General features: G+C 60.1%; 23 protein-coding genes. 12 read left to right on the top strand and 11 right to left on the bottom strand.

Features of this window, described 5'->3' with window-relative positions:
- The first annotated feature begins 261 nt into the window (after positions 1-261).
- From PL597_RS03010 to PL597_RS02980, 7 genes are all read left to right on the top strand, one after another.
- Positions 262-1,473 carry a pyrophosphate--fructose-6-phosphate 1-phosphotransferase gene (locus PL597_RS03010; protein ID WP_191217547.1) on the top strand — a complete coding sequence of 404 codons (1,212 nt, stop codon included), beginning with the start codon at positions 262-264 and terminating at the stop codon, positions 1,471-1,473.
- A gap of 52 nt (positions 1,474-1,525) precedes the next feature.
- Complete coding sequence (locus PL597_RS03005; protein WP_269823662.1) at positions 1,526-2,161, top strand: LysE family translocator; 636 nt, start codon at positions 1,526-1,528, stop codon at positions 2,159-2,161.
- A gap of 136 nt (positions 2,162-2,297) precedes the next feature.
- On the top strand, positions 2,298-3,356 hold the full coding sequence (locus tag PL597_RS03000) for a transglycosylase SLT domain-containing protein (protein ID WP_271364568.1): 1,059 nt from the start codon (positions 2,298-2,300) through the stop codon (positions 3,354-3,356).
- 161 nt (positions 3,357-3,517) lie between these two features.
- Complete coding sequence (locus PL597_RS02995; protein ID WP_080790303.1) at positions 3,518-4,768, top strand: DUF3419 family protein; 1,251 nt, start codon at positions 3,518-3,520, stop codon at positions 4,766-4,768.
- Complete coding sequence (locus PL597_RS02990; RefSeq protein WP_173989745.1) at positions 4,765-5,484, top strand: class I SAM-dependent methyltransferase; 720 nt, start codon at positions 4,765-4,767, stop codon at positions 5,482-5,484. Before PL597_RS02995 ends, PL597_RS02990 begins: the two co-directional genes overlap by 4 nt.
- A gap of 234 nt (positions 5,485-5,718) precedes the next feature.
- Positions 5,719-6,498 carry a glycoside hydrolase family 25 protein gene (locus PL597_RS02985; RefSeq protein ID WP_269826293.1) on the top strand — a complete coding sequence of 260 codons (780 nt, stop codon included), beginning with the start codon at positions 5,719-5,721 and terminating at the stop codon, positions 6,496-6,498.
- Between the two features lie 122 nt (positions 6,499-6,620).
- Positions 6,621-7,847: a lytic murein transglycosylase gene (locus PL597_RS02980; RefSeq protein WP_269826292.1), complete on the top strand. Its 1,227-nt coding sequence runs from the start codon at positions 6,621-6,623 to the stop codon at positions 7,845-7,847.
- A gap of 465 nt (positions 7,848-8,312) precedes the next feature.
- Here PL597_RS02980 and metF read toward each other — a convergent pair whose 3' ends face one another.
- From metF to ettA, 3 genes are all read right to left on the bottom strand, one after another.
- The gene (metF, locus tag PL597_RS02975) at positions 8,313-9,206 is read right to left on the bottom strand and encodes a methylenetetrahydrofolate reductase [NAD(P)H] (protein WP_269823666.1); all 894 of its coding nucleotides are present in this window, start codon (positions 9,204-9,206) and stop codon (positions 8,313-8,315) included.
- 1 nt (position 9,207) lies between these two features.
- On the bottom strand, positions 9,208-10,221 hold the full coding sequence (locus PL597_RS02970; RefSeq protein ID WP_077981657.1) for an ArsR/SmtB family transcription factor: 1,014 nt from the start codon (positions 10,219-10,221) through the stop codon (positions 9,208-9,210).
- Positions 10,222-10,381: 160 nt separating this feature from the next.
- Positions 10,382-12,031: an energy-dependent translational throttle protein EttA gene (gene ettA, locus PL597_RS02965; RefSeq protein WP_077981656.1), complete on the bottom strand. Its 1,650-nt coding sequence runs from the start codon at positions 12,029-12,031 to the stop codon at positions 10,382-10,384.
- A 147-nt stretch (positions 12,032-12,178) separates the two neighbouring features.
- On the opposite strand from ettA, the gene PL597_RS02960 reads away from it, so the two are divergent.
- The 4 genes from PL597_RS02960 (at position 12,179) to PL597_RS02945 (ending at position 17,036) form a co-directional block, all read left to right on the top strand.
- A complete protein-coding gene (locus PL597_RS02960; protein WP_271364567.1) occupies positions 12,179-13,129 on the top strand; it encodes an alpha/beta fold hydrolase in 951 nt (316 codons plus the stop codon).
- 101 nt (positions 13,130-13,230) lie between these two features.
- On the top strand, positions 13,231-14,433 hold the full coding sequence (locus tag PL597_RS02955) for a CaiB/BaiF CoA transferase family protein (protein ID WP_271364566.1): 1,203 nt from the start codon (positions 13,231-13,233) through the stop codon (positions 14,431-14,433).
- Positions 14,430-16,082 (top strand): thiamine pyrophosphate-binding protein, encoded by a 1,653-nt coding sequence (locus PL597_RS02950; protein ID WP_271364565.1) that lies wholly within the window; start codon positions 14,430-14,432, stop codon positions 16,080-16,082. The genes PL597_RS02955 and PL597_RS02950 overlap by 4 nt, the downstream gene beginning before the upstream one ends.
- A gap of 189 nt (positions 16,083-16,271) precedes the next feature.
- Positions 16,272-17,036, top strand: coding sequence for a HugZ family pyridoxamine 5'-phosphate oxidase (locus PL597_RS02945; protein WP_271364564.1), 765 nt, complete (start codon positions 16,272-16,274; stop codon positions 17,034-17,036).
- A 106-nt stretch (positions 17,037-17,142) separates the two neighbouring features.
- On the opposite strand, the gene PL597_RS02940 is transcribed toward PL597_RS02945, so the two are convergent.
- From PL597_RS02940 to PL597_RS02930, 3 genes are all read right to left on the bottom strand, one after another.
- Positions 17,143-17,484, bottom strand: coding sequence for a RidA family protein (locus PL597_RS02940; protein WP_003494829.1), 342 nt, complete (start codon positions 17,482-17,484; stop codon positions 17,143-17,145).
- Between the two features lie 47 nt (positions 17,485-17,531).
- Positions 17,532-17,870 (bottom strand): TIGR01244 family sulfur transferase, encoded by a 339-nt coding sequence (locus tag PL597_RS02935; RefSeq protein WP_269823673.1) that lies wholly within the window; start codon positions 17,868-17,870, stop codon positions 17,532-17,534.
- Between the two features lie 96 nt (positions 17,871-17,966).
- Complete coding sequence (locus tag PL597_RS02930) at positions 17,967-18,800, bottom strand: aldose 1-epimerase family protein (RefSeq protein WP_271364563.1); 834 nt, start codon at positions 18,798-18,800, stop codon at positions 17,967-17,969.
- 155 nt (positions 18,801-18,955) lie between these two features.
- Between PL597_RS02930 and PL597_RS02925 the strand changes: the two genes are divergently transcribed.
- Complete coding sequence (locus PL597_RS02925; RefSeq protein WP_271364562.1) at positions 18,956-20,344, top strand: L,D-transpeptidase family protein; 1,389 nt, start codon at positions 18,956-18,958, stop codon at positions 20,342-20,344.
- 64 nt (positions 20,345-20,408) lie between these two features.
- On the opposite strand, the gene PL597_RS02920 is transcribed toward PL597_RS02925, so the two are convergent.
- The 5 genes from PL597_RS02920 to PL597_RS02900 form a co-directional block, all read right to left on the bottom strand.
- Complete coding sequence (locus tag PL597_RS02920) at positions 20,409-21,614, bottom strand: MFS transporter (protein ID WP_271364561.1); 1,206 nt, start codon at positions 21,612-21,614, stop codon at positions 20,409-20,411.
- A gap of 46 nt (positions 21,615-21,660) precedes the next feature.
- Entirely contained in the window at positions 21,661-22,308 is a 648-nt protein-coding gene (locus tag PL597_RS02915) for a TetR/AcrR family transcriptional regulator (RefSeq protein ID WP_271364560.1), read from the bottom strand.
- A gap of 144 nt (positions 22,309-22,452) precedes the next feature.
- Positions 22,453-23,169: a ParA family protein gene (locus tag PL597_RS02910; protein ID WP_269823677.1), complete on the bottom strand. Its 717-nt coding sequence runs from the start codon at positions 23,167-23,169 to the stop codon at positions 22,453-22,455.
- Between the two features lie 381 nt (positions 23,170-23,550).
- Positions 23,551-24,696 (bottom strand): iron-containing alcohol dehydrogenase, encoded by a 1,146-nt coding sequence (locus PL597_RS02905; RefSeq protein ID WP_271364559.1) that lies wholly within the window; start codon positions 24,694-24,696, stop codon positions 23,551-23,553.
- Positions 24,693-26,081, bottom strand: coding sequence for an aldehyde dehydrogenase family protein (locus PL597_RS02900; RefSeq protein WP_271364558.1), 1,389 nt, complete (start codon positions 26,079-26,081; stop codon positions 24,693-24,695). The genes PL597_RS02905 and PL597_RS02900 overlap by 4 nt, the downstream gene beginning before the upstream one ends.
- Positions 26,082-26,095 lie beyond the last annotated feature (14 nt).

Genomic DNA, 26,095 nt, shown 5'->3' with positions numbered 1-26,095 from the left:
TAACTTTTATTCATCTTTGCGACAGTTTTGCTTCAGGAACAAGAGTACGGCAGACGACGGAACCATGGTTTTCCACAGAGGGCGGAAAGCCGGCCGCCGGCGATGCCGATTGAAACGATTATATTACGCCACTTTGCTCAAGCCGCTGAAAAACCGCGAGAAATCGGCGTTCTTCTTCATAAATTCACTTTACACCAACACGCGGCTGTCGCATCCATTTGCCAGACATGTCTTTGGGTATATGTGAAAAGGAGAGCCATGATGGCCAAACAGAAAGTCGCAATGCTGACCGCGGGTGGCCTTGCGCCCTGTCTCTCTTCGGCCGTGGGCGGCCTGATCGAGCGTTACAGCGACATCGCGCCCGAGATCGACATCATCGCTTACCGCTCCGGTTACCAGGGCGTGCTTCTGGGTGACCGCATCGAGATCACCAAGGATATGCGGGAAAAGGCACATCTGCTCCACCGCTACGGCGGCTCGCCGATCGGCAACAGCCGTGTGAAGCTCACCAATGCCGCCGATTGCGCCAAGCGCGGTCTGGTCAAGGAAGGCGACAATCCGCTGCGCGTCGCCGCTGACCGGCTGGCGGCTGACGGCGTCACCATTCTCCACACGATCGGTGGCGACGACACCAATACGACAGCGGCCGATCTTGCCGCCTATCTCGGCGCTAACGGCTATGACCTCACCGTTGTCGGCCTGCCGAAGACGGTGGATAACGACGTGGTGCCGATCAAGCAGTCGCTCGGCGCCTGGACGGCCGCTGAAGTCGGCGCTTCCTTCTTCGACAATGTCAGCAACGAGCAGAGCGCTGCACCCAAGACCTTCGTCATCCATGAAGTCATGGGCCGCCATTGCGGCTGGCTGACGGCCGCCACCGCGCGCGCCTATATCCAGAAGACCAGCGGCAATGAATATGTCGAAGGCCTGATGATGAACACGCAGATGAAGAACATCGACGGCATCTACCTGCCTGAAATGGCCTTCGACATCGAGGCGGAAGCCAAGCGCCTGAAGGAAATCATGGACAAAAACGGCTATGTCACGCTGTTCGTTTCCGAAGGTGCGGGCCTCGATTCCATCGTCGCCGAACGCGAAGCCTCCGGCGAGGCTGTCAAGCGCGACGCTTTCGGCCATGTGAAGATCGACACCATCAATGTTGGCGGCTGGTTCCAGAAGCAGTTCGCCAGCCTCATCGGTGCGGAACGCTCCATGGTGCAGAAATCGGGCTATTTCGCCCGCTCCGCCGCCGCCAATGGCGACGACCTGCGCCTCATTCAGGGCATGGTCGATCTCGCCGTCGAAAGCGCGCTCAACAAGGTCTCCGGCGTCACCGGCCATGACGAAGACCAGAATGGCAAATTGCGGACCATCGAGTTTCCGCGTATCAAGGGCGGAAAGCATTTCGACCTCTCTGCAAAATGGTTTACCGAAGTGATGGAACACGTCGGTCAGCCGTTCACAGCGGCCTGATTTTACGATAGGCTAAAATAATACGGCGACAGGGAGGGCAAGGAGGAAGAGAATGTCTGGACAGGCCTGGCTGATTTTTTGTGCAGCATGTGCCGTTGTGTTCGCACTCCCCTCTCCCCTTGTATTCTCTGTCGCCTCCTATGCCGCCATTCGCGGCAAAAAGACGATCTTCGCGTCCGTCAGCGGCGGCGCGCTCGGCATCGTCACGGCCATGACGATTTCCGCCATTCCGGTGGCCGGTCTCGTCTATCTGCCGCAATCCTTCGTGGAAATCGTGCAATGGGCCGGCATCGGCTGGCTGATGCTGTTTCTCCTGTGGACCTTCGCCACGCCTGCCGCTCAGGCCGCCAATGCCGATAATGACAATCTGCCCGGCAAATCCTGGAGCGGCATTTTCCGCGATTGTTACGCCATTGCCGCCCTGCGCCCGCGCTACTTCGCTTTATTTCTGGCGCTGTTGCCGCAATTCGTGTCCACTTCCGGCAATGCAATTGAAACGTTCGCCATGGCGCAGGCCGCCATTCTTCTTCAGGCGTTGGTGATTCTGACCGCGCAGGCGCTGTTTGCCGGGCCTACTCTGGCGATGGTGCGCCGCATGTCGGGCGATAAGAAAATCCGGCCGAAATACCGCACCCACTTTATTTCCGGCCGCGCCGTCAGTGCCGGATACAGGCGCATCGCGGCCTGAAAAACCGCCCGAAAGCCGGGGAGAAACGCACCGGCTTGCCGCTATCCTTACAATAGGTTAATGAAGGCTCGACGGGACACTGCCTGCTTCGCTCGACGCGGGGGTATCGAAAGACAGGCATAACGAAGGCGGCAACATGCGAAATTCCGGCAAATTCCGCGGAAGAAGTGCACTTCTTCTGTCTTCCACCGTGGGTCTGGCACTGGCATTGAGCGCATGTACCAGCGTCGAATATACCGCAAAGGAAGGGCCGAACGGCCCGACGATCGCGACAGTCAATCCCGCGGAAACATCGCCGCAGCCGGCGACGGCCGAAGCAGCAACGGGCGTGACCCCGGCAGCAGCAGCAACGGTTAAGACCGCCGAAACCGCAACCTCTTCCCAGCCTGCGGCACTTCCCACCGCCGTCGCCGTCAAGGGCGGACGCGTGGCGCTGCCGCCGGCTTCTGAAATTGCTGCGGCCGCAGCCATCGCCGCCCAGATGCAACCGCAGCAGAACGAAGTCGCCCAAGCGAGTGTGACGACATCTGCGCCGACCACGGCCACGGCACTCGCACCGACAAGCGCTACTCCGGCGGCCGCAGCCATCGAAACGGCTGACATGGCGGCCAAGCCGGCTGCCCACAATGCCGCTGCCGATCTGCCGCAGGTGGTTGCCGTCAAGGGCAGCTTCCCGCCCGCGCCGCCGCCGCCCGGTTCGCCCTCCATCGGCACTGAACTGACGGCCGAACGCAAAGTCATTCCGCTGCCAAAGCCGGACAGCACGGTTCTGGCCTATGCCGCCGGCTCGACCAACGCCGCGCTTGCCGCTATCCGCCAGAACGAATCGATGGCGGCCCCGGTCGGACGCGAAAAGCTCAGCGGCCTTATTACCAAATACGCCACCATGTACGATGTGCCGGAAGATCTGGTTCACCGAGTGGTGCGGCGTGAAAGCATGTATAATCCCGGCGCCTATAGCAGCGGCAATTTCGGCCTGATGCAGATTAGGCATGCCACGGCCCGCTCCATGGGCTTCGATGGTCCCGCTTCCGGCCTGTTCGATGCCGAAACCAACCTCAAATACGCCGTCAAATATCTGCGCGGCGCATGGGTTGTGGCGGGTAACGACCGCGATAACGCGGTCCGGCTTTATGCGCGCGGTTATTACTACGACGCCAAGCGCAAGGGCATGCTGCACGTTCTGCGCAAGTGATGGCCTCCGGCTGCATTGGGAATGCAGTCTGGATTCGTGGCAACTTAGACGCCGATCGTTTCACAGCGTCTTTTCGTCTCATTGTTTTCACCCACAGCCCCTGTCATCAAACTGTAGTGTGACGGCTGTAGACGCCTCTCAATCGACTGAGAGGTGAACATATGACGAGTGCGGCACCCAAGACCGGCTTCAGCAAGAACACGAAACTGAAGTCTGCATTGCTCCAGCACAAGGCACTCTCCAAAAGCGGTCTGTCCGAGCGGTTCTTCGGCGTCCTCTTTTCCGGCCTCGTCTATCCGCAGATATGGGAAGACCCGGAAATCGACATGGAGGCGATGGAGCTTGGCGAAGGCCACCGCATCGTCACCATCGGCTCGGGCGGCTGCAACATGCTGGCCTACCTCTCCCGCAATCCGGCCAGCATCGATGTCGTGGACCTCAACCCGCACCACATTGCGCTGAACAAGCTGAAGCTCGCCGCCTTCCGCCATCTGCCCGCCCATCAGGACGTGGTGCGCCACTTCGGCCGCGCCAACCACCGCAGCAACAGCATCGGTTACGACCGCTTCATCGCCGAGCATCTCGACGCCACGACCAAGGCATACTGGTCTAAGCGCACCCTTTCCGGCCGCCGCCGCATCTCTGTCTTCGACAGGAATATCTATCGCACCGGCCTGCTCGGCCGCTTCATCGGCGCCGGTCATCTCATGGCCCGGCTGCACGGCGTGAAGCTCACCGAAATGGCCAAGACCCGAACGCTGGACGAACAGCGCCAGTTTTTCGACAGCAAGGTCGCACCCCTTTTCGACAAGCCGGTGGTGCGCTGGCTGACGAAGCGCAAAAGCTCGCTCTTCGGCCTTGGCATTCCGCCGCGCCAATATGACGAGCTGGCCAGCCTTTCCGCCGATGGCACGGTTGCGTCCGTGCTCAAGGAGCGGCTGGAAAAGCTCGCCTGCAACTTCCCGCTCAGCGACAATTATTTCGCCTGGCAGGCCTTCGCGCGCCGTTATCCCGAACCGCATGAGGGTGCCCTGCCCGCCTATCTAAAGTCGGAATATTACGAAACGATCCGCAACAACACCGCACGCGTTGCCGTGCACCACGCCACCTATACCGAGCTTCTCTCCAAAAAGCCGGCAAGCGCCGTCGACCGCTATATCCTCCTCGATGCGCAGGACTGGATGACGGACACGCAGCTCAACGAATTATGGTCGCAGATCAGCCGCACCGCGGCATCCGGCGCGCGCGTCATCTTCCGCACCGCCGCCGAAAAGAGCGTCATCGAAGGCCGGCTTTCGCCTGACATCCGCAACCAGTGGGTCTATCTCGAAGAGCGCTCCACCGCGCTCAACGCCATGGACCGCTCGGCCATCTACGGCGGCTTCCATATCTACCAGAGGGCTATGGCATGAAAACCATCGGCGAGAATGTAGGCCTTGCAGACAGCGCGCATGCGAGCCTGATGGACCGCATGTATCGCCACCAGCGGCATATCTACGATATCACCCGCAAATATTACCTTCTCGGCCGCGACAGAACCATTTCCGGCCTCGACGTGCCGAAAGGTGGCACCTTGCTGGAAGTTGGCTGCGGCACCGGCCGCAACCTGCTGCTGGCCAGCCGCAAATTTCCGCAGGCGAAACTGTTCGGCCTCGACATTTCCGCCGAAATGCTGCTGACCGCAGCCGAAAATTTCGCCGGCAAGGCGGAACGCCCCATTCTGCGCGTGGCAGATGCCACTGCCTTCCGCGCCTCGGAATTCGGCCAACCCGACGGCTTCGACCGCGTCATGATCCCCTATGCGCTGTCGATGATACCGGATTGGGAAAAGGCGATCGAACAGGCGCTCACGGCGCTGAAGCCCGGCGGCTCACTGCATATCGTCGATTTCGGCCAGCAGGAACAATTGCCGAAGTGGTTCCGCACCCTTCTGCAAGCTTGGCTCACCCGTTTCCACGTCACGCCCCGCGCCAATCTTCGCTATGTTCTGGCCAATATGGCCGGCCGTTTTGACGGCAATCTCGAATTCGAGGAAATCGCCCGGGGTTATGCCTGGCGGGCTGTCATCACGCTCCCGGTTGCCGAAGCGCAGCAGCCGAAAAACCACCGCATCTTGGCCGACGCCTGATTCCCGACGGATTGCAAAACCCGCATGCGCGCATGCGACGTCGCCTTCAAGGCTTCGCCGGGCGAGGTTTCAGCAGTAAAAATCGCAAATCGCTGCAAATCCGGCGGCTTGCGAGATGCAAAAAGCACCTAGCCCCTTGCCATAACCGCTTGTTTACCATGTTATGCGTAAATTGAGAGATATGGCGCGCCGTTTTGCGGCCGCGGGATGGGCAACACTTTCATCAGGGTTTCAATGCGGCTGCGTTTATCGGCACTATTGTCGGCTTTGCTGTTGATCGGCGGCTGCACCTCCACCAGTTACGACCTGCTGGAAACCGCATCCGTTTCCAGGCCGAAATTTTCTGATACCGACCCGCAGGATTTCGGCGTCAACAACCCGCACCGCCACGAGGTGCACGGCATCGACGTGTCCAAATGGAATGGCGATGTCGACTGGCAAACCGTGCGTAAATCCGGCGTCTCCTTTGTTTTCATCAAGGCGACGGAAGGGTCGGACCGTATCGATCCGAAATTCGGCGACCATTGGCGCAGCGCGGCGGCGGCCGATATTCTGCACGCGCCCTACCATTTCTATTATTTCTGCTCCACAGCGGACGCCCAGGCCGACTGGTTCATTCGCAACGTTCCGAAGGACGCCGTCACCCTGCCCCCGGTTCTCGACGTGGAGTGGAATCCTTCCTCCCCCACCTGCAAGACCCGCCCTGCCCCGGGTATCGTGCGCGCCGAAATGCAACGTTTCCTCGACCGCATCGAAGCCCACTACGGCAAGCGCCCGATCATCTATACCTCAGTCGACTTTCACCGCGACAATCTCGTCGGCCAGTTCAAGGACTACCATTTCTGGGTGCGTTCCGTTGCCGCCCATCCGGCCAAGATTTACGAAGATCGCAAATGGGCCTTCTGGCAATATACCGCAACCGGCGTCGTGCCCGGCGTGAACGGTCCCACCGACATCAATGTCTTTGCCGGAACGGAGAAAAACTGGCGAAAATGGATTGCTTCCGCCAAATAACACGGCCAAGAAGCAACACTTTTGAAAAATCGGCGTTGTTCAGCCACGTCAGATCGCCCGATCCGTTTTTTTGTCGCAAACATATGGGTAAAGCGGGCTAACAACCTATCGAGGAAATTCCCATGCCCACGTTCCGGTCGCGCAGCATCGTTTTTGCCGCCGCTTTGTCGCTTCTTTCTACCGGCTCCGCACTCGCAACGCCGCCTGTCGCCTCGCCTGACGATCCCAAGCAGGTTGCCTGCGGCGGCGATCTCGGTGCATTTCTCGAAGGCGTGAAAGCCGACGCGCTTGCCAAGGGCATTCCGGCCGACGCAATCCAGAAGGCGCTCGCCGGCGCGCAGATCGACCCGAAGGTGCTCGCGCGTGACCGTGCACAGGGCGTCTTCCGCCAGACTTTCCTGGAGTTTTCCCAGCGCACCGTCAGCCAGGCGCGCCTCGATATTGGCCGCAAGAAACTGCAGGAACTCTCCTCCACCTTCGCCCGCGCCGAAAGCGAATACGGTGTACCGGCCGGCGTCATCGCCGCCTTCTGGGCCATGGAAACCGATTTTGGCGCCGTCCAGGGTGATTTTAACACCCGTAACGCGCTGGTGACCCTGTCGCATGATTGCCGCCGCCCGGAACTCTTCCGTCCGCAGCTGCTGGCGCTGATCGAAATGGTTCAGCACGGCGATCTCGACCCAGCCACCAATACGGGCGCATGGGCCGGTGAAATCGGCCAGGTGCAGATGCTGCCCAAGGACATCATCGCTTTCGGCGTCGATGGTGATGGCGACGGCCACATCAACGTCAAGAGCAGCGCGCCCGACGCCATCCTGACGGCGGCCAAATTCATCCAGCATCTCGGTTTCAAGAAGGGCGAACCCTGGATTCAGGAAGTTTCCCTGCCTGAAAACCTGCCCTGGGAAAAATCCGGCCTCGGCGGCACGCTGACCGCCGGTGAGTGGTTCGCGCTCGGCGTCACCCCGCGTGACGGCAACAAGAACTTCGCTTCCCTTCCCGCCGCGCTCATCATGCCGCAGGGGCGCAAGGGTCCGACTTTCATTACCTATCCTAATTTCAACATCTATCTGGAATGGAACCAGTCGTTCATCTACACGACCTCGGCCGCCTATTTCGCCACACGCTTGATGGGTTCCCCCGTCTATAACAAGGGCAACCCGGAGCCCGGTTTCGATGATGCGACCATGAAGCAGCTTCAGACCAAGCTCGAAGCGCGCGGACATAATGTCGGCAAGGTGGACGGCATTCTCGGTTCCGGCACCCGCGTCGCCATCCAGAAAGAGCAGCAGCGTCTCGGACTGCCCGCCGATGGCTGGCCTTCTGCCGCACTTCTGCAGGCGCTTTAATCAATCTTAACGACGCCTTCCGGCCCTTCATCTGTCGGACGGAATCAAGGCAGAAATCATTAATCTCGACCTGATGACTGGGGATAACACCCCGGTCATTTACTTTTTTTAAACTTATGAAGCACTGCGTGATAGAGAAATAATCTTTTATTTTCAATAAATTACAGAAAACGCTTTTTTACGGCATGCCAGGCCTTGCTGCACTGCATCACAAAAACCGCTTTCCAACCGCCACAAAACGGTCATATTATCAAACCTGTCAACAACAGGAGGCACCCATGGGACTTACAAAATCTCTCAATGCCTTGGCAGTCGGTTTGGCGTTTTTGTTCGTAGCGATGATGCTTTTCATCTGACGAGACGTGAAGACCAAACGCAGATAAAAACCGTAGATGACACGAGTTTAAAAAGCGCAGGCCCTAAGGGACCTGCGCTTTTTTCATATCGGTAATCTGCTGTGTAAAATCACGCAGCGCTGCGGCGCAGACGCTCCAGCCCGAGATTTTCAAGCACCGCGTCAACCAGCGGCGCGCGGTTCATGGTGTAGAGATGGAACTCATTGACGCCACGACGCTGAAGATCGGCAATCTGTTCGGCGGCAACCTCCGCGGCCACGCGGGCGCGACCTTCCAGATCGTCGTCATAGCCTTCGAAACGCTCATCCAGAAAACCGGGAATGCTGGTGCCGCAGCGGCCGGCGAAACGCTTGAGCTGGGTGAGATTCTGGATCGGCATGATGCCCGGAACCACCGGAATGGCGATGCCCGCCGCCGTGACCCGCTCCATGTAACGTTCGAACACGTCATTATCGAAGAAGAACTGCGTCAGCGCCCGCGTCGCACCATTGTCGGCCTTGCGCTTCAACATGTCGATATCGATAGCCTCGCTTGCGCTTTCCGGATGTTTTTCCGGATAGGCCGAAACGGAAATCTCGAAATCGGCAATTTCACGCAGCCCCTTCACCAGAGCGGCAGCATTCTCATACCCTTCCGGATGCGGCTGGTAAGCCGTGCCGATGCCGGTGGAGGGATCGCCGCGAAGCGCCACGAAATGGCGAACGCCAGCATTGCGGAACTCTTCTACGACCTGATGCACCTCATCCCGGCTCGCATCCACGCACGTCAGATGCGCGGCAGTCGGCAGATGGCCGTCTGCGATCATACGGCGTACCGCGTCCAGCGTCGGCGCTTTTGTGGAGCCGCCGGCACCATAGGTGACGGAAACGAAATCCGGATTCCACTTCTTCAGCTCGTCGACCGTTTCCCAAAGCTGGGATTCCATCTCGGCGTTCTTGGGAGGAAAAAATTCGAAAGACAACCGGATGTCGCCATCACGGCGTGCGGTTTCTGACCTCAACATATCATGCCCTCCCGGAGCGAAGTAAAACCGCCTCTTGCGCCACATCGTCTGCCATCAGCAGCCGCTGGTCGCGGGCAACCCATATCGTGACGTCCAAAGCCTCGTCGGACGCTTTTTCAGAATGAAGATCGACGGCGCGCTCCAACGAAAGCCCGGCCTTCTTCAACCATTCTTCCATCAGCGGATGCGAGAAACCGAGCCGCACATGCGCGTGTTCATCACGCAGATATTCGAAGGAATGCGGCGCAAGGTCGATGACGATCAGCCGACCGCCGGGACGCAGCATGCGTGCAGCTTCCGAAAGCGCGATTTCCGGCTGGTCGAGGAAATGCAGGACCTGATGGATAACGATCAGATCGAAATCCTGTCCCTCGAGCGGCAGATTGAGAATGTCGCCATGGCGAACGGAGGCATTGACCACGCCCGCCTTGTCGAGATTGGCGCGCGCCACCGACAGCATGTCGCGGCTGGCATCCACACCGATCGCGCGGCGATAGATACCGCTCAGAAGCTGCAGGATACGGCCGGTGCCGGTGCCGAGATCGAGAAGCGAATCGATCGGCGTGGTGCCCACCAGTTTCAGGAGCGCGCCTTCCACGGCCTCGTCGCTGACATGCAGACGGCGCAGCTCGTCCCATGCGGAAGCGTTGCGGCTGAAATAGTCCTGCGCCCGCTCCGCCCGCACCCGCTTGACGGTGGCAAGCCGTTCGCTGTCGCGCTGGAGAACCGCGTCAGACGGCGACGCGGCGCCAAGCAGCTGCCGAACGACGCCCGCAGGCTCACCATCCTGCCGCAGACGGAAATAGGCCCATGCGCCTTCCTGATAACGCTCGATCAGCCCCTCTTCCGTCAAAAGTTTGAGGTGACGGGAGATGCGCGGCTGCGACTGGCCGAGGATTTCGGTAAGGTCGGTAACCGTCAGATCGCCGGCCGAAAGAAGCGCCAGCAAGCGAAAACGCGTCGTCTCACCCGCCGCCTTCAGGAGATCCACCAATTTGTCCAGACCGAACGCCACTCTGCCGCGCCTCGCAAGCTAATCAAGATATAAAGATATCTTTATGTCGATGTGACGTTCGATGCAAGCGTAAAGTGTCTCGGGACGCGATCATGTCCACTTATTACACGAAAAAAGGCCCGCTTTACGGCGGGCCTTTCTGGAGCGATGCTGAAAAGGATCAGCGCGTCAGGCGCTTGTAGCTCACGCGGCCGGGCTTGATGCTTTCCGGGCCGAGACGGCGGACCTTGTCCTTTTCGTAGTCTTCGAAGTTGCCTTCGAACCATTCCACATGGCTGTCACCCTCGAAAGCGAGGATGTGGGTGGCAAGGCGGTCGAGGAACATGCGGTCGTGGCTGATGATAACGGCGCAGCCGGCGAAGGCTTCCAGCGCTTCTTCAAGCGCCGCCAGCGTTTCGGTGTCAAGGTCGTTGGTCGGTTCGTCGAGCAGCAGCACGTTGCCGCCGGCCTTCAGCATCTTGGCGAGGTGAACGCGGTTACGCTGACCGCCCGAAAGATTGCCGACCTTCTGCTGCTGATCGCCGCCCTTGAAGTTGAAGGCGCCGCAATAGGCGCGCGAATTCACTTCGAACTTGCCGAGCTTGATGATGTCGTTGCCGCCGGAGATTTCTTCCCACACAGTCTTGTCGCCCGCCAGCGCGTCGCGGCTCTGGTCGACGTAACCGAGCTGAACGGTGTCACCAACGGTCACGGAACCGCTATCAGGCTTCTCCTGACCGGTGATCATCTTGAACAGCGTCGTCTTACCCGCACCGTTCGGACCGATGACGCCGACGATGCCACCGGGCGGCAGCTTGAAGGACAGGTTTTCAATCAGCACACGGTCGCCATAGGACTTGGTGAGGTTGTCGGCTTCGATGACGACGCGACCGAGACGCTCTGCAACCGGAATGACGATCTGCGCATCGCCGGGACGGCGGTTTTCCGCTGCTTCCACCAGTTCGTCATAGGCCTTGATACGCGCCTTGGATTTCGTCTGGCGGGCCTTGGGGCTGGATGCGATCCATTCCTGCTCGCGGCTGATGGCCTTCTGACGCGATGCATCTTCGCGGGCTTCCTGCTGCATGCGCTTGGCTTTCGCCTGCAGGTAAGCGGAGTAGTTGCCTTCGTAAGGAATGCCGCGACCACGATCGAGCTCGAGAATCCAGCCCGTGACATTGTCGAGGAAGTAGCGGTCGTGGGTGATCATCATCACGGCGCCGGGATAGTCGCGCAGGTGCTTTTCGAGCCAGGCGATGGTTTCAGCGTCCAGATGGTTCGTCGGTTCGTCGAGCAGCAGCAGGTCCGGCTGCGACAGCAGCAGACGGCACAGTGCCACGCGGCGACGCTCACCACCGGAAAGGCCGGTCACGGGCGAATCGCCGGGCGGGCAACGCAGGGCATCCATGGCCATTTCGACCTGATTTTCCAGATCCCAGAGGTTCTGGCTGTCAATCATGTCCTGAAGCTTTGCGCCCTCATCCGCCGTTTCGTCGGAATAGTTCATCATCAATTCGTTGTAGCGGTCGACGATCGCCGTCTTGTGCGCCACGCCTTCCATGACGTTTTCCATCACGGTCTTGTTTTCGTCGAGCTTCGGCTCCTGCTCGAGATAACCGAGGGTCGCACCTTCGGCGAGCCAGGCTTCACCGGTATATTCCTTGTCGAGACCGGCCATGATTTTCAGAACGGTCGACTTACCGGCACCGTTCGGGCCGAGGATACCGATCTTGGCATCGGGGTAGAAGGAGAGATGGACGTTCTCCAGAACCTTCTTCGCGCCATAGGACTTGTTCAGCCCAGCCATGTGATAGATGAATTGACGTGCCATTGTAGCGAATGCTCCACATCGGATTTTTAAGAGTACGTATCGGGAAATTTGCCGCTATGTAGGGTAAATAGGACCTTGGGGCAACCTCTGGCACGATTATGACCCCATGATTATGACAAGCTGCGTGACGAGGCGATGGGTGCTGCCATGAATGAGACGACCGATAACTTCGCCTTCAGCCAGATTGAGAGGCTGGAAGCCCCTTCCGGCGCATCGATCGCCTTCCGTCATCAACCTTCCGCTCTATCCCCCGCCCGTGGCGTGCTGATGATCTGCCACGGCCTTGTCGAGCACGCCGGCCGCTACCGCCGTTTTGCCGATGTCATGGCGAAACAGGGTTTCGAGGTCTATGCCCATGACCATCGCGGCCATGGCCGCACGAGAGCGGCGGATGCGCCTCTCGGTCGCTTCGCCTGGAAGGACGGCGCGGAAAAGGTGGTTGCCGATGTCATGGCGATGCGCGTGATGATCGGGGAAAGACATCCCGGCCTGCCCGTGATCCTGTTCGGCCATTCCATGGGCGGCCTTGTGGCGCTCAACGCTGCCGTCAGCCATCCGGATGCCTTCGATGGTCTGTCGATCTGGAATTCCAATCTCAATCCCGGCGTCATGGGCCGCATCGCACAGATCGTGCTCCGGCTTGAAAAGATGCTGAAGGGATCGGACGTGCCGAGCGCCATCCTGCCGAAGGCGACCTTCCGCGCCTGGAATGCAAAAATGCCGGAAAGGCGCACCCATGCCGACTGGCTGAGCCACGACAAGGCGGCTGTCGATGCCTATGTGGAGGACCCGCTCTGCCAGTTCGAGGCCAGCGTTTCGCTCTGGCAGGATGTTTTCGAACTCTCCTATCGCGCGCCGAAACTCATCGAGCGCCTGCCAAAAACGCTGCCGCTGTTACTGGTAAGCGGCGATCAGGATGCCGCCACGAATGATGGCAGGGAAATTGTGTGGCTAGCCGAGCGTTTCCGCCAGGCGGGCTTCAGTCATGTCGAACACACAATCTACAAGGGAATGCGGCATGAGACATTGAACGAGATCGGCTGGCAGCCCGTCGCGGCGGATTTCGCCGCCTGGTGCGGTCGGGTCGTTAAAGACTGAAGGCGCCTTTGCCGAAACGGAATAAGTCCATGAGATAAAATCACATGCGGCGCGGCAGGCAGCGGTCTATAAACCGGCAAGCAGAAAACTCCGGGGGACAAATGACCGCCATGCCGAACAGGAAACCGCCGCTCTCAGGCATTCGTGTCATTGAACTCGCGCGTGTTCTGGCAGGTCCCTGGGCGGGGCAGATGCTGGCCGACATGGGCGCTGACGTCATCAAGGTCGAGAACCCCGAGGGTGGCGACGATACCCGCGCATGGGGACCGCCCTTCGTCGAAAGCGATGATGGGGAAAATCTCTCCGCCGCCTATTACCACGCCACCAATCGCGGCAAACGTTCCATCGTCGCCGATCTGAAGACCCCTGAGGGCTCCGAACTGGTGCGCCGGTTGGTCCGCACCGCCGATGTCGTCATCGAAAACTTCAAGCGCGGCGGGCTTGCCAAATACGGCCTCGATTATGAGAGCCTTAGGGTGCTCAATCCGAAGCTGATCTATTGCTCCATCACCGGCTTCGGCCAGACCGGGCCTTACGCCGATCTCGCCGGATACGACTATATCGTGCAGGGCATGTCCGGTTTCATGTCGATAACAGGTGAAGCTGACGGCCAGCCGATGAAGGCGGGTGTTGCGGTGGCCGATATCTTCACCGGCATTTATTCCGTGACAGCCATTCAGGCCGCCCTCATCCACACCATGCGATCAGGCGAAGGCCAGCATATCGACATGGCGCTTCTGGATGTGCAATCGGCCGTGCTCGCCAACCAGAACATGAATTATCTGATCTCCGGCAAGCCGCCCGTCCGCCTCGGCAACGCCCATCCGAATATTTCCCCCTATGAGGTGGTGCCGACGGCCGATGGTTTCCTGATCCTCGCGGTCGGCAATGACGGCCAGTTCCGCCGCCTCTGCACCATTCTCGGGATTGGCGCGATTGCCGATGACGAACGTTATGCGACAAACAAGGCCCGCGTGGCGCACAAAGCGGAAGTCCGGCGGATCGTTTCCACCGAAACGCTGAAATGGAATAAGCGCGATCTTCTGAGCGCCTGCGAGAAAAACGCCGTGCCGGCCGGGCCGATCAACTCCATCGAGGAGATGTTCGCCGATCCGCAAGTTCAGGCACGCGGCCTCCGCGTCGATCTGGAAGCGGAAGACGGCACCGTCATCCCAGGGGTACGCACACCGATTATAATGTCACAGACGCCGCTGCGTTACGAACGCCCGAGCCCGAAGCTCGGCGAACATCAGGCGCAGGTGCTGGCCGAACTGGAAAACATCGAAAGGACCACCACGCCATGAAAAGAACCGGCGGAGAACTGATCGTCGTAGCGCTGAAGGCCAATGGCGTCTCCCGCGTGTCCTGCGTTCCGGGCGAAAGCTATCTGGCAGTGCTGGATGCGCTTTATGAAAGCGGCATTGAAACCGTGGTCTGCCGCCAGGAAGGCGGCGCCGCCATGATGGCCGACACCTGGGGCCGGCTGACCGGCGAACCCGGCGTCTGCATGGTGACGCGCGGTCCGGGTGCCACCAACGCCTCGGCCGGCCTGCACATCGCCCGGCAGGATTCCATTCCGATGATCCTGTTCATCGGCCAGGTGCAGCGCGAAGCCCGCGAACGCGAGGCTTTCCAGGAAGTGGAATATCGCCGCGCCTTCACCGAATTCGCCAAATGGGTGGGCGAGATCGACGATGCCCGCCGCATTCCCGAATTTGTTACCCGCGCCTTTGCCGTCGCCACCTCCGGCCGCCCCGGCCCGGTGGTGCTGACGCTGCCTGAAGACATGCTGGTGGAAGAAGTCGAAGCGCCCGAGGCAAAGCCCTACATGCCGGTAGAAGCCCATCCAGGCACATCGCAGATTGCCGCCTTCGCAAAAATGCTGGGCGAAGCGAAACGGCCGATCTTCATCGTCGGCGGCACCCGTTGGTCCGAGGAGAGCGTGGCGAGCTTCAGGGCATTTGCCGAAAACCACAAGTTGCCCGTCGGCTGCTCCTTCCGCCGCCAGATGCTGTTCGATCACCTGAGCCCTTCCTATGCCGGCGATGTCGGCATCGGCATCAACCCGGCCTTGGCGAAGGAGATCAAGGGATCCGATCTGGTGGTGCTGCTCGGTGGCCGTCTCTCGGAGATGCCCTCCTCCGGCTATACGCTCATCGACATCCCCTACCCGTCGCAGAAGCTGGTCCATATTTATCCCGAAGCCGAAGAGCTTGGCCGCGTCTATCGCCCCGATCTGGCGATCTGCGCCGCCCCGGATGATTTCGTCGCCGCCCTCGCCTCGCTCACCCTTTCCGGCAACGCCGCATGGGCCGAGCGCACCGCCGCCATGCACACAGCTTATCTCACCTGGTCGACACCACCGCAGACCGGCCCCGGTCCGGTGCAGATGGGCCCGATCATGGACTGGATCGAGGCCAATGTGGCCGACGACGCGATCTTCACCAATGGCGCCGGCAATTATGCCACCTGGCTCCACCGCTTCCACCGCTTTCGCCGCTTCAACACCCAATCGGCTCCGACGTCCGGCTCGATGGGTTACGGCCTACCGGCGGCCGTCGCCGCCAAGCATCTGTTCCCGGAGCGCGAGGTAATCTGCTTTGCCGGTGATGGCTGCTTCATGATGCACGGGCAGGAATTCATCACTGCCGTGCGTTATGGCCTGCCGATCATCACCGTGCTCGTCAACAATGGCACCTATGGCACGATCCGCATGCATCAGGAACGGGAATATCCTGGCCGTGTCAGCGGCACCGATCTCGTCAACCCGGATTTCAACGCTTTTGCCAAGGCCTATGGTGGCCACGGCGAAACGGTGGAAAGAACGCAAGACTTCGCCGCCGCCTTCGAGCGGGCGCGGTCCAGCGGCAAACCGGCCATCATCGAGGTGAAGCTGGATGCGGAAGCGATCACACCGACGCGTACCCTGACGCAGATCCGGACCGGAAGCTGATATTACGCATGGACACGGCTCCGGCATGGTGTAAATCCTGACGCTCGCACGACGTCATCCTCGGGCCTGTCCCGAGGATCCAATCACGTATCGTAAAGTTCATCGGTTGCAGATGCTCGGGACAGCCCCGAGCATGACGAAGGAGGGGTCTCACACTTCTTTCAGCAGCCCTTTGGATCAGGAAACGACATGCCGGATGTTGCCCCTCCCGTCATCACCCCACGCGGCGCAAAAATCGAGCCCTCGGCGGGCGCACCTTTCGAGGCCGTGCGCGTGGCCAGCGATGTGCTGCACCTTTCCCGCACCGCAGCGCTTGCGACCCTCGATCCGGTCAGCGGTTATCCCTATACGACCGCAACCAATATCGGCATCGAGCCGGATGGCACGCCATTCTTCTTCGCAGCCGGCCTGACGCTGCACGCCCGCAACATGGAGGCGGACCCACGCATCTCACTGACGCTCGCTCCCTTCGGCAAGGGCGACGCGCTGACATTGCCGCGGCTGACACTGGTCGGCAAGGCGGAGCAAATCAGCCCGGATGAAGTGCCGCTTGCGAGACAACGCTATATTGCCCGTTACCCCAAGGCGAAACTTTATCTGTCCCTTCCCGACACAATGCTCTACCGGCTGCGGACGGAAGGCGTGCAGATCAATGGTGGCCCGGCGCGAAATGCCAGCACCATCACACCCGGCGATCTGCGCACCGATCTGTCAGGCGCAGAAGAACTGATGGCTGTAGCGGAAAGCGAAGCGATCCGCCTCAACGCCATCAAGGGCGAAGCGGCTCGGCTTGCCGTTCTCGCTGGTGCCAAAACCGGACGCTGGAAAATCACCTCCATCGATCCTGACGGCATCGATCTGGCTTCGGCCAGCGATCTGGCCCGACTGTGGTTCGAAGAGCGGGTGCAGACGTTGAAGCAGTTTGAGAAGGCGTTTGCCCAGCTTTTGAAGTGAAGAACTCAAGCCCGCGCATGACGCAACGAACGTCTGCAATTTCCCATCAAAAAAGGCCGGGCCGCATTCCGCGACCCGGCCTTTCCTTAAAAAATCAAACCATTGCTCAGAGAGCAGCGGTCACGATGAACTCAACCTTGTAGTCCGGCGTCGCCAATGGTGCGCCGCTAGTGGCGCGGGCCGGAGGGTTTGCCGGGTCGATCCAGCCTTCCCAGACAGCGTTCATTTCGCCGAAGGTGGACATGTCGGAGAGGTAGATGATGGTCTGCAGGATCTTCGACTTGTCGGAACCGGCAGCGGCCAGCAGGCGGTCGACTTCAGCGAGAGCGGACTTGCTCTGTTCCGTAACGCTCGTGCCTTCGCCAACCTGGCCGGCCAGATAAACGGTGTTGCCGTGAACGACGGCGCCGCTCATGCGCTTGCCCGGCTCGATACGCTTGATGGTCATGGAAAACTCCTGTTGATTGGCATTAAAAATCGAAGATGCGCGGAAAATCAGCCGCGCAGGTGATGGGTCTTTTCGTAAATCGCCGTCGAGCGCGCGCCAGAGCGGCAATAGCCGAGCATCGGGCGCTGCAATTCATCCAGCGCATCCACCATGCCGGCAACGGCATCGGCGTCGACGCCATAGCGGCCAACCGGCACATGCATGATGGTGAGGCCAAGTTGCTCGGCACGCTCGGCAATATCGGCAAAAAGCGGCTGGCCGTCTTCTTCGCCGTCAGGGCGATGGCAGACGAGCGACTTGAAGCCGAGCGCCTTGATCTCGTCGAGATCGGCGACGCTGATCTGTCCCGTTACCGAATATTCGTCGTCAATGCGCCTGATATCCATGTCATGCCTCCGCTGGCCGTCACCCTTGAAATCCGCATCCGATGTAAGCGGTCAAAACCGCGGCGTCAATGACGGGCGATCTTCATTCGGTACGGCTCAGAGGATGGAAAAGCGCAGGCCGAAGGAACGGCTTTCGCCCGGCTGGAGAATATTGAACTCGCCGGCAGCCTCAAGCTCGCTCCGCCCGACCCAGCGATGCGAAACCGGCTCGATGCCGAGCACATTGGCCGGCGCCTGCTGATTGCGCCACATCTGCAGATAGGGCAGCGTTTCCGTACGGAAACGCACGGTCAGCGTCTTCCCGCCGATGGCCGCGACCGGACCGAGCTTCAGTTCCGCCCAGTCATCATTGCCGGCAGAAACGCAGAAAACGCTGCCCGGCTCTTCGCCGAAACGCCAGCCATGGCCGCCGCCATGCAGCATCGCGCCCTCAAGCCGCACGGCATCGTCGAACAGCCGCGCGCCGATATTCATGTGATACATCAGGAACACCGGGATCGGCCGCCCGGAAGTGTTGACGATCCGGTCGTCGAGACTGACTTCACCGCTTTCGCCGTCGATACGCCACGTCCGTTCGAGAAGTGCGGTGCCACCATCGGCAAGCTTCACGGGAACCTCAACGCGCGCCAGCGCATTGGACTCTTGAACATCGAACGCAATGACCGTCGCGGGATGCGAGGAAAAGGACCCATGCAGCGGATATCGACGTCCCTCATCGTCACCATCTAACGGCTCGGGATGGCGGATATGGTCGGGGCCGCAGGTGAACAGAAAGCCTTCCAGAGAGTGGTCGATGCGCGCATCGCCATCGTCGGGAATGGCGCGGCCGGGCGCGATGTCGATGCCATCGACGACGCAGGAGCCGATATCAAAAACGGAGGTTTCATCAAGGAAAATGCGTGGCGATTTGCCGGCCTGAAATGAACGCAAGACAACCTCCCTGTGGCAGCAAAAACGCATGGTTCACGGAAACGCTACTAACCGTGACGGAAATTAAGATTGCATTAACCGCGAATTCACCTTTTTCACAATAGGGTCAAGATTGCGGTGTGTTTATCGGTGAACAAGCAAGGGATAGCAGAATCGTGAAACAGTTTCTTAACGCAGCTCTGGGTTTGACGGTCGCCGTGGCGTCGGTTTTCACCCCGCTACAGGCTGGCGCGCAGCAGCGTTATGGTTATGAGCAGCCGGTTCTGGTGACGCCGGACGGTCGCGTGCTCGATTTCGTTCCCGAACGCGGCGATATCGTCATCAGCCGCGACGCGATGGGACGCACGGTGTTTTACGACCAGTATGGCAATCTCCTCGCCACCGAAATGCCCTCCGGCTACCCGCAGCGGCAACAGGCGCGCCAGCGCGACACCACCTATTATCCGCCCGCCCCCGGCAGACGGTATCGTGAGCCGCAACGCGACTACGGCTACCAGGACAATGGCAGCGTGCGCGATTACCGCGAATATCGCGGCGACGGCTCCGACGAGAATTTCTACACCGGCTCCGTTCCCGCACCCGGTGCGGTTGAAAGCGGCCCGCTCGGCCAGCCGATGCCGGGCGAAAGCACCACGGCCGCGGTTCCGCAGCCGGAGCACCTGATCGAGCGCCACACGCCGGTGACAACGCCGGTCAATCGCTCGCGCCAGGAAATCGTTGCGCTCCAGACCTTCCTCGACCGTGAAGGCATCTCGCCCGGCGTTATCGACGGTAAGATGGGCGACAACGTCAACAAGGCGATTGCCGCCTGGCAGGACATGACCGGCGAAAAGCTCGATCCGAACAATTCCGACGATATTCTGGAGCGCCTGCGCGCTTCCGGCGGTATGCCTATTGTCGACTACACCATCACCGCCGCCGACGCCGCCGGCCCCTATGTCGCCTCCATCCCGGACGACTATGCCGAGAAATCGCAGCTGCCTGCCCTCTCCTTCACCTCGACTTCGGAAGCGCTCGCCGAACGCTTCCACATGGATGAGAACTACCTGAAGGAGCTGAACCCCGGCATCGATTTCTCCGTACCCGGCACCATTATCAAGGTCGTCAATCCGGGCGAGACGAAAAAGGGGCAGGTTGCCCGCATCGTTGCCCATAAGGGCATCAAGCAGGTCTTCGCCTATGGTCAGGACGGTAATCTGATTGCCGCCTATCCCGCCACCATCGGCTCCACGGATACGCCTTCACCGAGCGGCACGCATACGGTCGAGCGCGTCGCGCTCAATCCGGGCTACACCTATAATCCGAAGATCAACTTCAAACAGGGCCAGAACGACAAGATCCTGCAGATCCCGCCGGGTCCGAACGGCCCGGTCGGTACGGTCTGGATTGCCCTGTCTAAGCCGACCTACGGTATTCACGGCACCCCGGAACCGTCCAAGATCGGCAAGACCAACAGCCACGGCTGTATCCGCCTGACCAACTGGGATGCAACCGAGCTGGCGAAAATGGTCCGCCCCGGCGTCGTGGTCGAATTCGCCGAATAATCGAGCGCAAGAAAACAGAAAGCCCGGCGGTGTGATCCGCCGGGCTTTTTTTGTTATGGGTGTTTCAGTCGCGCTTTTCCGTCAGGAAATACAGGAGCGCCGCTACCGGCAAGGCGAAGCCGATCCACGAGGCGGCCTGCCATTCACCGACTGCATAGGCCCAGCCGCCGACGGCGGAACCGATGGCACCACCCATGAAGAACGTCGCCATATAGATGCCGTTCAGGCGGCTGCGGAATTCCGCTCCGAGCGTGAAGATGGCGCGCTGGCCAAGCACCAGATTGGTGGTGACACCGAAATCCAGAACGATGGCTGCGACGACCAGAATGGCGAGCGCCAGATGCGAGCCTTCGGGCGCAAGATGCGTGACGGCGAAGGAGAGCGCCACCGCCGCCAAGGCAAAGAAGGTGGCCGCACGCGTCCAGCCACGATCCGCCATCCGCCCGGCAATCGGCGCGGCCACGGTGCCCGCCGCACCGGCCAGTGCGAAGAGCGCAATCTCACCCTGGCTGAGATTGAAGTGCGGCCCGCTCAGATAAAGCGGCGTCGTGGTCCAGAACAGGCTGAAGGCGGCAAACAGAAAGGCGTGATAGATCGCCCGCCGCCGCAGGATCGGCGTGTGCAGGGCAAGCCTGCCCATGGAGTGCATCAATGCGCCATAGCTCAGCCGCGCTTCGGGCATACGGACGGGCAGAAGCCGGAAAAGCACCACGGCAAGAAGCGCCATGACTGCTGCCGACGTTAGAAAGACGCCGCGCCAGGACACCACTTCCGACAGCAGGCTGGAAACCGGCCGCGCCAGCATGATGCCGGCCATCAGCCCGCTCATGACATTGCCGACCACCCGGCCGCGAATGGCATGCGGCGCCATGTGAGCGGCATAGGGAACAATGACCTGCACCGCCACGGAACTGACACCAACCAGAAAGGCCGCGATCAGGAACGGCGCCGCATGCGGGGCAAACGCCGCGGCAGCGAGCGACAGCACGGCCATCGAGACGGAACTGACCACCAGCTTGCGATTTTCGATGAGATCACCGAGCGGCACGACGAACAGCAGGCCGATACCATAGCCGATCTGCGTCAACGTCACGATCAGGCCGGTAGCACCCGCGGAAAGACCAAGCTCCGCCCCGATGATGCCTGCTAGCGGCTGTCCATAATAAAGATTGGCAGCGATCAACCCGCAGGCTGTCGCCAGCAAAAACGTCAGAGCCGGGGAAATGGATGTTGCCTCAACATCATCCCCATCAATTACACGCGTCGTCATCATTTTCTCCAATATGGAAACGAATGTTTCCTAAATAGTCACAAAATCAATCGGCAAGCTTCATGGCTATATCCACCACGGCCACCATGTCCTTGAGGCTGCGCCCGGTTTTTCCCACCACGCGCATGCCGTACATCATGCATAGCATCGCCCGGGCGAGATCATCCGGGTCGGCCTTCGACTGCACTGAACCATCCTTCTGCCCTTCGGTGATGATGCGAGCGACGATCCGTTCCCTCGCCTTCACGGCCCGCTCGACCACGACGGCAATGTCGTCATCCAGGGCGGCCAGATCGGCAGCGGCACCAACCACCAGACACCCATCCGAGCCCACACCGCCATGCGACCGTTCTGCATAGAACATCAGCCCAGCTCTCAGACGCTCATAACCGGTCTCGCCACCGGCCACCGCCGCTTCGAAACGTTCGGTTTGCACGATCCTGTAGCGTTCCATCGTGGCGATGAAGACAGCCTTCTTGTCCTTGAATGCCTTGTAGAGACTGCCCTGCGCCAGTTCCATCGCATCGGTGAGATCGCCAACCGAGGTCGCGTGATAGCCGCGCCGCGAGAAGACCCGGATCGCGCCGTCAAGCGCACGATCGAGATCGAACTCGCGCGGCCGGCCGCGATGACGCTGTTCCGGGGAATTGGACTGGCTGAAATTGCTCATGAGCGGAATATAGGAAACGATCATTTCCAAATCAAGCGAAAAATTTCGCGCCGTGAGGAGGCCATAGGAAGCGCCTCTTAACGGCGCCTCTCCTCCACATTTTGCGGGAAGCCAATTTCATCCAAAGTCGCATTCTCCCTGCAACGAGCGGGGAATCGCAAAACCGAGTCAGGCAGCCCTGCGGGTCACCAAACGCGCCAGATGCGCAACGCGCCTTGGAAGTCTTTTCGGCAGGAGACTGATGACTTCCTCGGCAAAGGCCGCCGCATTTTCAACCGCCTTGTCGATGTTGCTGACCTTCTTGCCATCCAGACAGAGAAGCGTGCCGCCATAATCGAAAATATCGCGATAGGCCGCCCGCTCGACGATCGCCGTGTTGAGCACGGAGACGTTTTTTTCCGCCAGCAGCATCTTGACGAGCAAGAGCGAACGCGTCGCCACCATGGCGTTCACCCGCGTCAGCACGATGGAATGGGCGATCTCCTTGCCCATCCTGCGGTTCAGGAATTCGATGTGATCGAGCACTTCAGCAGCACCCCGGGCATCCATGGCCGAGCCCTGAACCGGGATCAGCACATGATCGGAGATACCAAGCGCCATGGTCAGAAGCGGCGTTTTCGCGCCTGGCAAATCGATGATGAAACAGTCGGTATTGGCCCGGTTCTCGCGAATGTGCGCCTCAAGCGAAGCCATCGTCACATGCGAAATCACCGCCAGATTTTCTACCGAACCGGACAGATCGTACCACCGGGAAATCCACAATTGCGGATCGGCATCCAGAACCGTCACGCGATGGCCGCTGCGGGCCAGTTCGGTTGCCAGAAGCAGCACGGCCGTGGTTTTCCCGGCACCGCCCTTGGTATTGGCAAAAGTGATGACTGACATGATACCCCCTGTTGGTCAGAGCCGTTTCATGCTCATTCACGCACCGACGTCTTCATGGTGCTTTCCATAATCTTAACGAACAGGGTTAATAAAAGGCTAAGAACGGTTATCCGGCGCAACAAAAAGCCCGCGATTGCTATCGCGGGCTTCATGAATTACAGGCAGTATCTTGGCTGTCCTAATGCAGGACACGACATTGCCGCTCATTTCCTCTCCCCGCCGGGGAGAAGGTGGCCCGAAGGGTCGGATGAGGGGGCCGGCTCTCGGTATATCTCTACCCTCGCCCCCTCATCCCGCTGCCGCGACCTTCTCCCCGGCGGGGAGAAGAAACACGCGGCACCCGCTCGACCCTTAAAAGCCCGGCGAATGCCAAGTCTTTATTCAGAAGCAGTCCTCGAACAACTTCTTCGTATTCTCGAGCGTCATCGGCACCGGATTGCCACCGCAGCTCGGATCCTTGATCGCTTCCGCCGCCAGTTCGTCGATGCGATCCGGCTTGATGCCCATGGCGGTCAAGTTTTCCGGCACGCCGAGTTCCCTGCGAAGCTCCAGCACATAATCATAGAAGCCGTCGAAGCCGCCGGAAATGCCGAGATAGGCGGCCGCGCGGGCAATCTTGTCTTCGATGGCCGGGCGGTTGAACCGCAGCACCGCCGGCATGACGACGGCATTGGTCATGCCATGATGGGTGTTGTAGACAGCGCCGATCGGGTGCGAGAGCGAATGGATGGCGCCGAGACCCTTCTGGAAGGCAACCGCCCCCATCGCCGCCGCCGCCATCATATTGGTGCGCGCCTCGATATCCGTGCCGTCCTTATAGGCGCGCGGCAGGAATTCCTTGACGAGCCGCAGCCCCTCCAGCGCCACGCCGGCGCTCATCGGATGATAGAACGGCGAGGAATAGGCTTCCAGGCAATGGGCGAAAGCATCCATGCCCGTGCCCGCCGTGATGACCTTCGGCATGCCGACCGTCAGTTCCGGATCGCAGATGACGACACCCGGCAAGAGCTTCGGATGGAAGATGATCTTTTTTACATGGGTCTGCGAATTGGTGATGACGCTGGCGCGGCCGACTTCCGAACCCGTGCCCGCCGTCGTCGGAACGGCAACGATAGGCGCAATCTTGGAAGCGTCCGCCCGGGTCCACCAGTCACCGATATCCTCGAAATCCCAGACCGGGCGCGTCTGCCCGGCCATGAAGGCGATGGTCTTGCCGAGATCGAGGCCCGAGCCGCCGCCGAAGGCCACGACACCGTCGTGACCGCCATCCCGATAAACCTTAACACCTGCTTCCATGTTGATTTCGTTCGGGTTTGGGTCGACCTCTGCGAAGATCGCCCGGCCGAGACCCGCCTCTTCCAGCACGTCGAGCGCATGCGCGGTGATCGCCATATTGGCAAGGCCGCGATCCGTCACGAGAAGCGGCTTCCTGATGCCGAGCGTCTTGCAGGCTTCCGCCAGTTCCTTGATCCGGCCACGGCCAAGCTTGACGGCGGTGGGATAGCTCCAGTTGGCGACGATATTCATTTCGTGACTTTCTTCAGATGGTAGGATTTCGGGCGGGTCAGGTTCTGGAAACCGAGGACGGAAAGTGAACCGCCACGGCCGGTTTCCTTGACGCCGGTCCAGCAAAGCGCAGGATCGAGATAATCCGCGCGGTTCATGAACACGGTGCCGGTTTCGATCTCACGGCCAATGCGTCCCGCGCGGGCGGCATCCTGCGTCCAGAGCGAGGCGGTCAACCCGTATTTGCTGTCATTCATCAGCGCGATGGCTTCGTCGTCATTCTTCACCTTCATGATCCCAACGGCCGGACCGAAAGTTTCTTCGGTCATGAATTCCATGGAATGATCGACATTGACGAGCACTTGCGGCGCGACGTACGCGCTTTCGCCATCATCGGCAGGGAATAGCTTCGGATCGACCAGTGCTTTGGCCCCCTTCGAGACGGCATCGGCCACCTGCGCCCGCACCACCTTGGCAAAACGCTTGTTGGCCATCGGCCCGAGCGTCGTTTCCTGTTCCAGCGGATTGCCGAGCTTGTAATTGGAAACCCACGCGACCGACTTCTCGACAAAGGCGTCATAGAGGTTTTCATTGACGTAGATACGCTCGATGCCGCAGCAGCATTGCCCGGAATTATAGGTCGCACCATCCATCAGCGTATCGACGGCGGCGTCCAGATCGGCATCCTCCATGACGTAACCGGGATCCTTGCCGCCGAGTTCAAGCCCGAGACCGGTGAAGGTGCCGGCAGCGGCGCGCTCGATGGCGCGACCGCCTTCCACCGAACCGGTGAAATTGACGAAATTGAACAGGCCCTCGGAAATCAGCGCCGAGGTCGTACCGTGGTCGAGGAAGACATTGATGAAGACATCGTCAGGCACACCAGCCTCCACAAAGGCCCGCACCATGCGCTCGCCCACCAGCAGCGTCTGCGCCGCATGCTTGATGACGACCGTATTGCCGGCCATCAAAGCGGGCGCCACGGTGTTGATCGCCGTCATGTAAGGATAGTTCCACGGCGCGATGACGAAGACGACGCCATGCGCCTCACGCTCGATGCGGCGTTCGAAATTGCCGCTTTCCTCTATGACGAGCGGCGCCAGCGCATCGGCGGCAATAGAGGCGACATAGTTGGAGCGCTCGTTAAAGCCCTTGAATTCGCCGCCATAACGAACCGGACGGCCCATCATATGCGCCAGTTCCGGCACGACGTCATCAACCATTTCGTTGAGTCGCGCGACACCCTTCAGAACCAGCTGAACGCGGTCCTCAAGCGGGCGTCGAGCCCAGTCTTTCTGCGCCTTGCGCGCTTTCGAAACGGCGGCCCGCGCCGCCTCCAGCGACATCGCCTCCCGTTCGGCATAAACCGAGCCGTCGATGGGCGAGATATTCTGGATCATGGTCATGATGTTTTCCCGTA

It is taken from the genome of Agrobacterium sp. ST15.13.013 (assembly GCF_027956525.1).
Classification (GTDB): Bacteria; Pseudomonadota; Alphaproteobacteria; order Rhizobiales; family Rhizobiaceae; genus Agrobacterium; species Agrobacterium salinitolerans.
This window is presented reverse-complemented; position numbering and strand designations above follow the sequence as displayed.

Bases quoted from the DNA above. Each gene is read 5' to 3' on its own strand.
- ettA (WP_077981656.1), bottom strand. From the start codon at position 12,031: ATGGCACGTCAATTCATCTATCACATGGCTGGGCTGAACAAGTCCTAT.
- PL597_RS02905 (WP_271364559.1), bottom strand. From the start codon at position 24,696: ATGAATATCGTCGCCAACTGGAGCTATCCCACCGCCGTCAAGCTTGGC.
- PL597_RS03005 (WP_269823662.1), top strand. From the start codon at position 1,526: ATGTCTGGACAGGCCTGGCTGATTTTTTGTGCAGCATGTGCCGTTGTG.
- PL597_RS02985 (WP_269826293.1), top strand. From the start codon at position 5,719: ATGCGGCTGCGTTTATCGGCACTATTGTCGGCTTTGCTGTTGATCGGC.
- PL597_RS02940 (WP_003494829.1), bottom strand. From the start codon at position 17,484: ATGACCATCAAGCGTATCGAGCCGGGCAAGCGCATGAGCGGCGCCGTC.
- PL597_RS02920 (WP_271364561.1), bottom strand. From the start codon at position 21,614: ATGACGACGCGTGTAATTGATGGGGATGATGTTGAGGCAACATCCATT.
- PL597_RS02995 (WP_080790303.1), top strand. From the start codon at position 3,518: ATGACGAGTGCGGCACCCAAGACCGGCTTCAGCAAGAACACGAAACTG.
- PL597_RS02990 (WP_173989745.1), top strand. From the start codon at position 4,765: ATGAAAACCATCGGCGAGAATGTAGGCCTTGCAGACAGCGCGCATGCG.
- PL597_RS02955 (WP_271364566.1), top strand. From the start codon at position 13,231: ATGACCGCCATGCCGAACAGGAAACCGCCGCTCTCAGGCATTCGTGTC.
- PL597_RS02910 (WP_269823677.1), bottom strand. From the start codon at position 23,169: ATGTCAGTCATCACTTTTGCCAATACCAAGGGCGGTGCCGGGAAAACC.
- PL597_RS02960 (WP_271364567.1), top strand. From the start codon at position 12,179: ATGAATGAGACGACCGATAACTTCGCCTTCAGCCAGATTGAGAGGCTG.
- PL597_RS02945 (WP_271364564.1), top strand. From the start codon at position 16,272: ATGCCGGATGTTGCCCCTCCCGTCATCACCCCACGCGGCGCAAAAATC.
- PL597_RS02950 (WP_271364565.1), top strand. From the start codon at position 14,430: ATGAAAAGAACCGGCGGAGAACTGATCGTCGTAGCGCTGAAGGCCAAT.
- PL597_RS02935 (WP_269823673.1), bottom strand. From the start codon at position 17,870: ATGGATATCAGGCGCATTGACGACGAATATTCGGTAACGGGACAGATC.
- PL597_RS03010 (WP_191217547.1), top strand. From the start codon at position 262: ATGGCCAAACAGAAAGTCGCAATGCTGACCGCGGGTGGCCTTGCGCCC.
- metF (WP_269823666.1), bottom strand. From the start codon at position 9,206: ATGTTGAGGTCAGAAACCGCACGCCGTGATGGCGACATCCGGTTGTCT.
- PL597_RS02915 (WP_271364560.1), bottom strand. From the start codon at position 22,308: ATGATCGTTTCCTATATTCCGCTCATGAGCAATTTCAGCCAGTCCAAT.
- PL597_RS02980 (WP_269826292.1), top strand. From the start codon at position 6,621: ATGCCCACGTTCCGGTCGCGCAGCATCGTTTTTGCCGCCGCTTTGTCG.
- PL597_RS03000 (WP_271364568.1), top strand. From the start codon at position 2,298: ATGCGAAATTCCGGCAAATTCCGCGGAAGAAGTGCACTTCTTCTGTCT.
- PL597_RS02900 (WP_271364558.1), bottom strand. From the start codon at position 26,081: ATGACCATGATCCAGAATATCTCGCCCATCGACGGCTCGGTTTATGCC.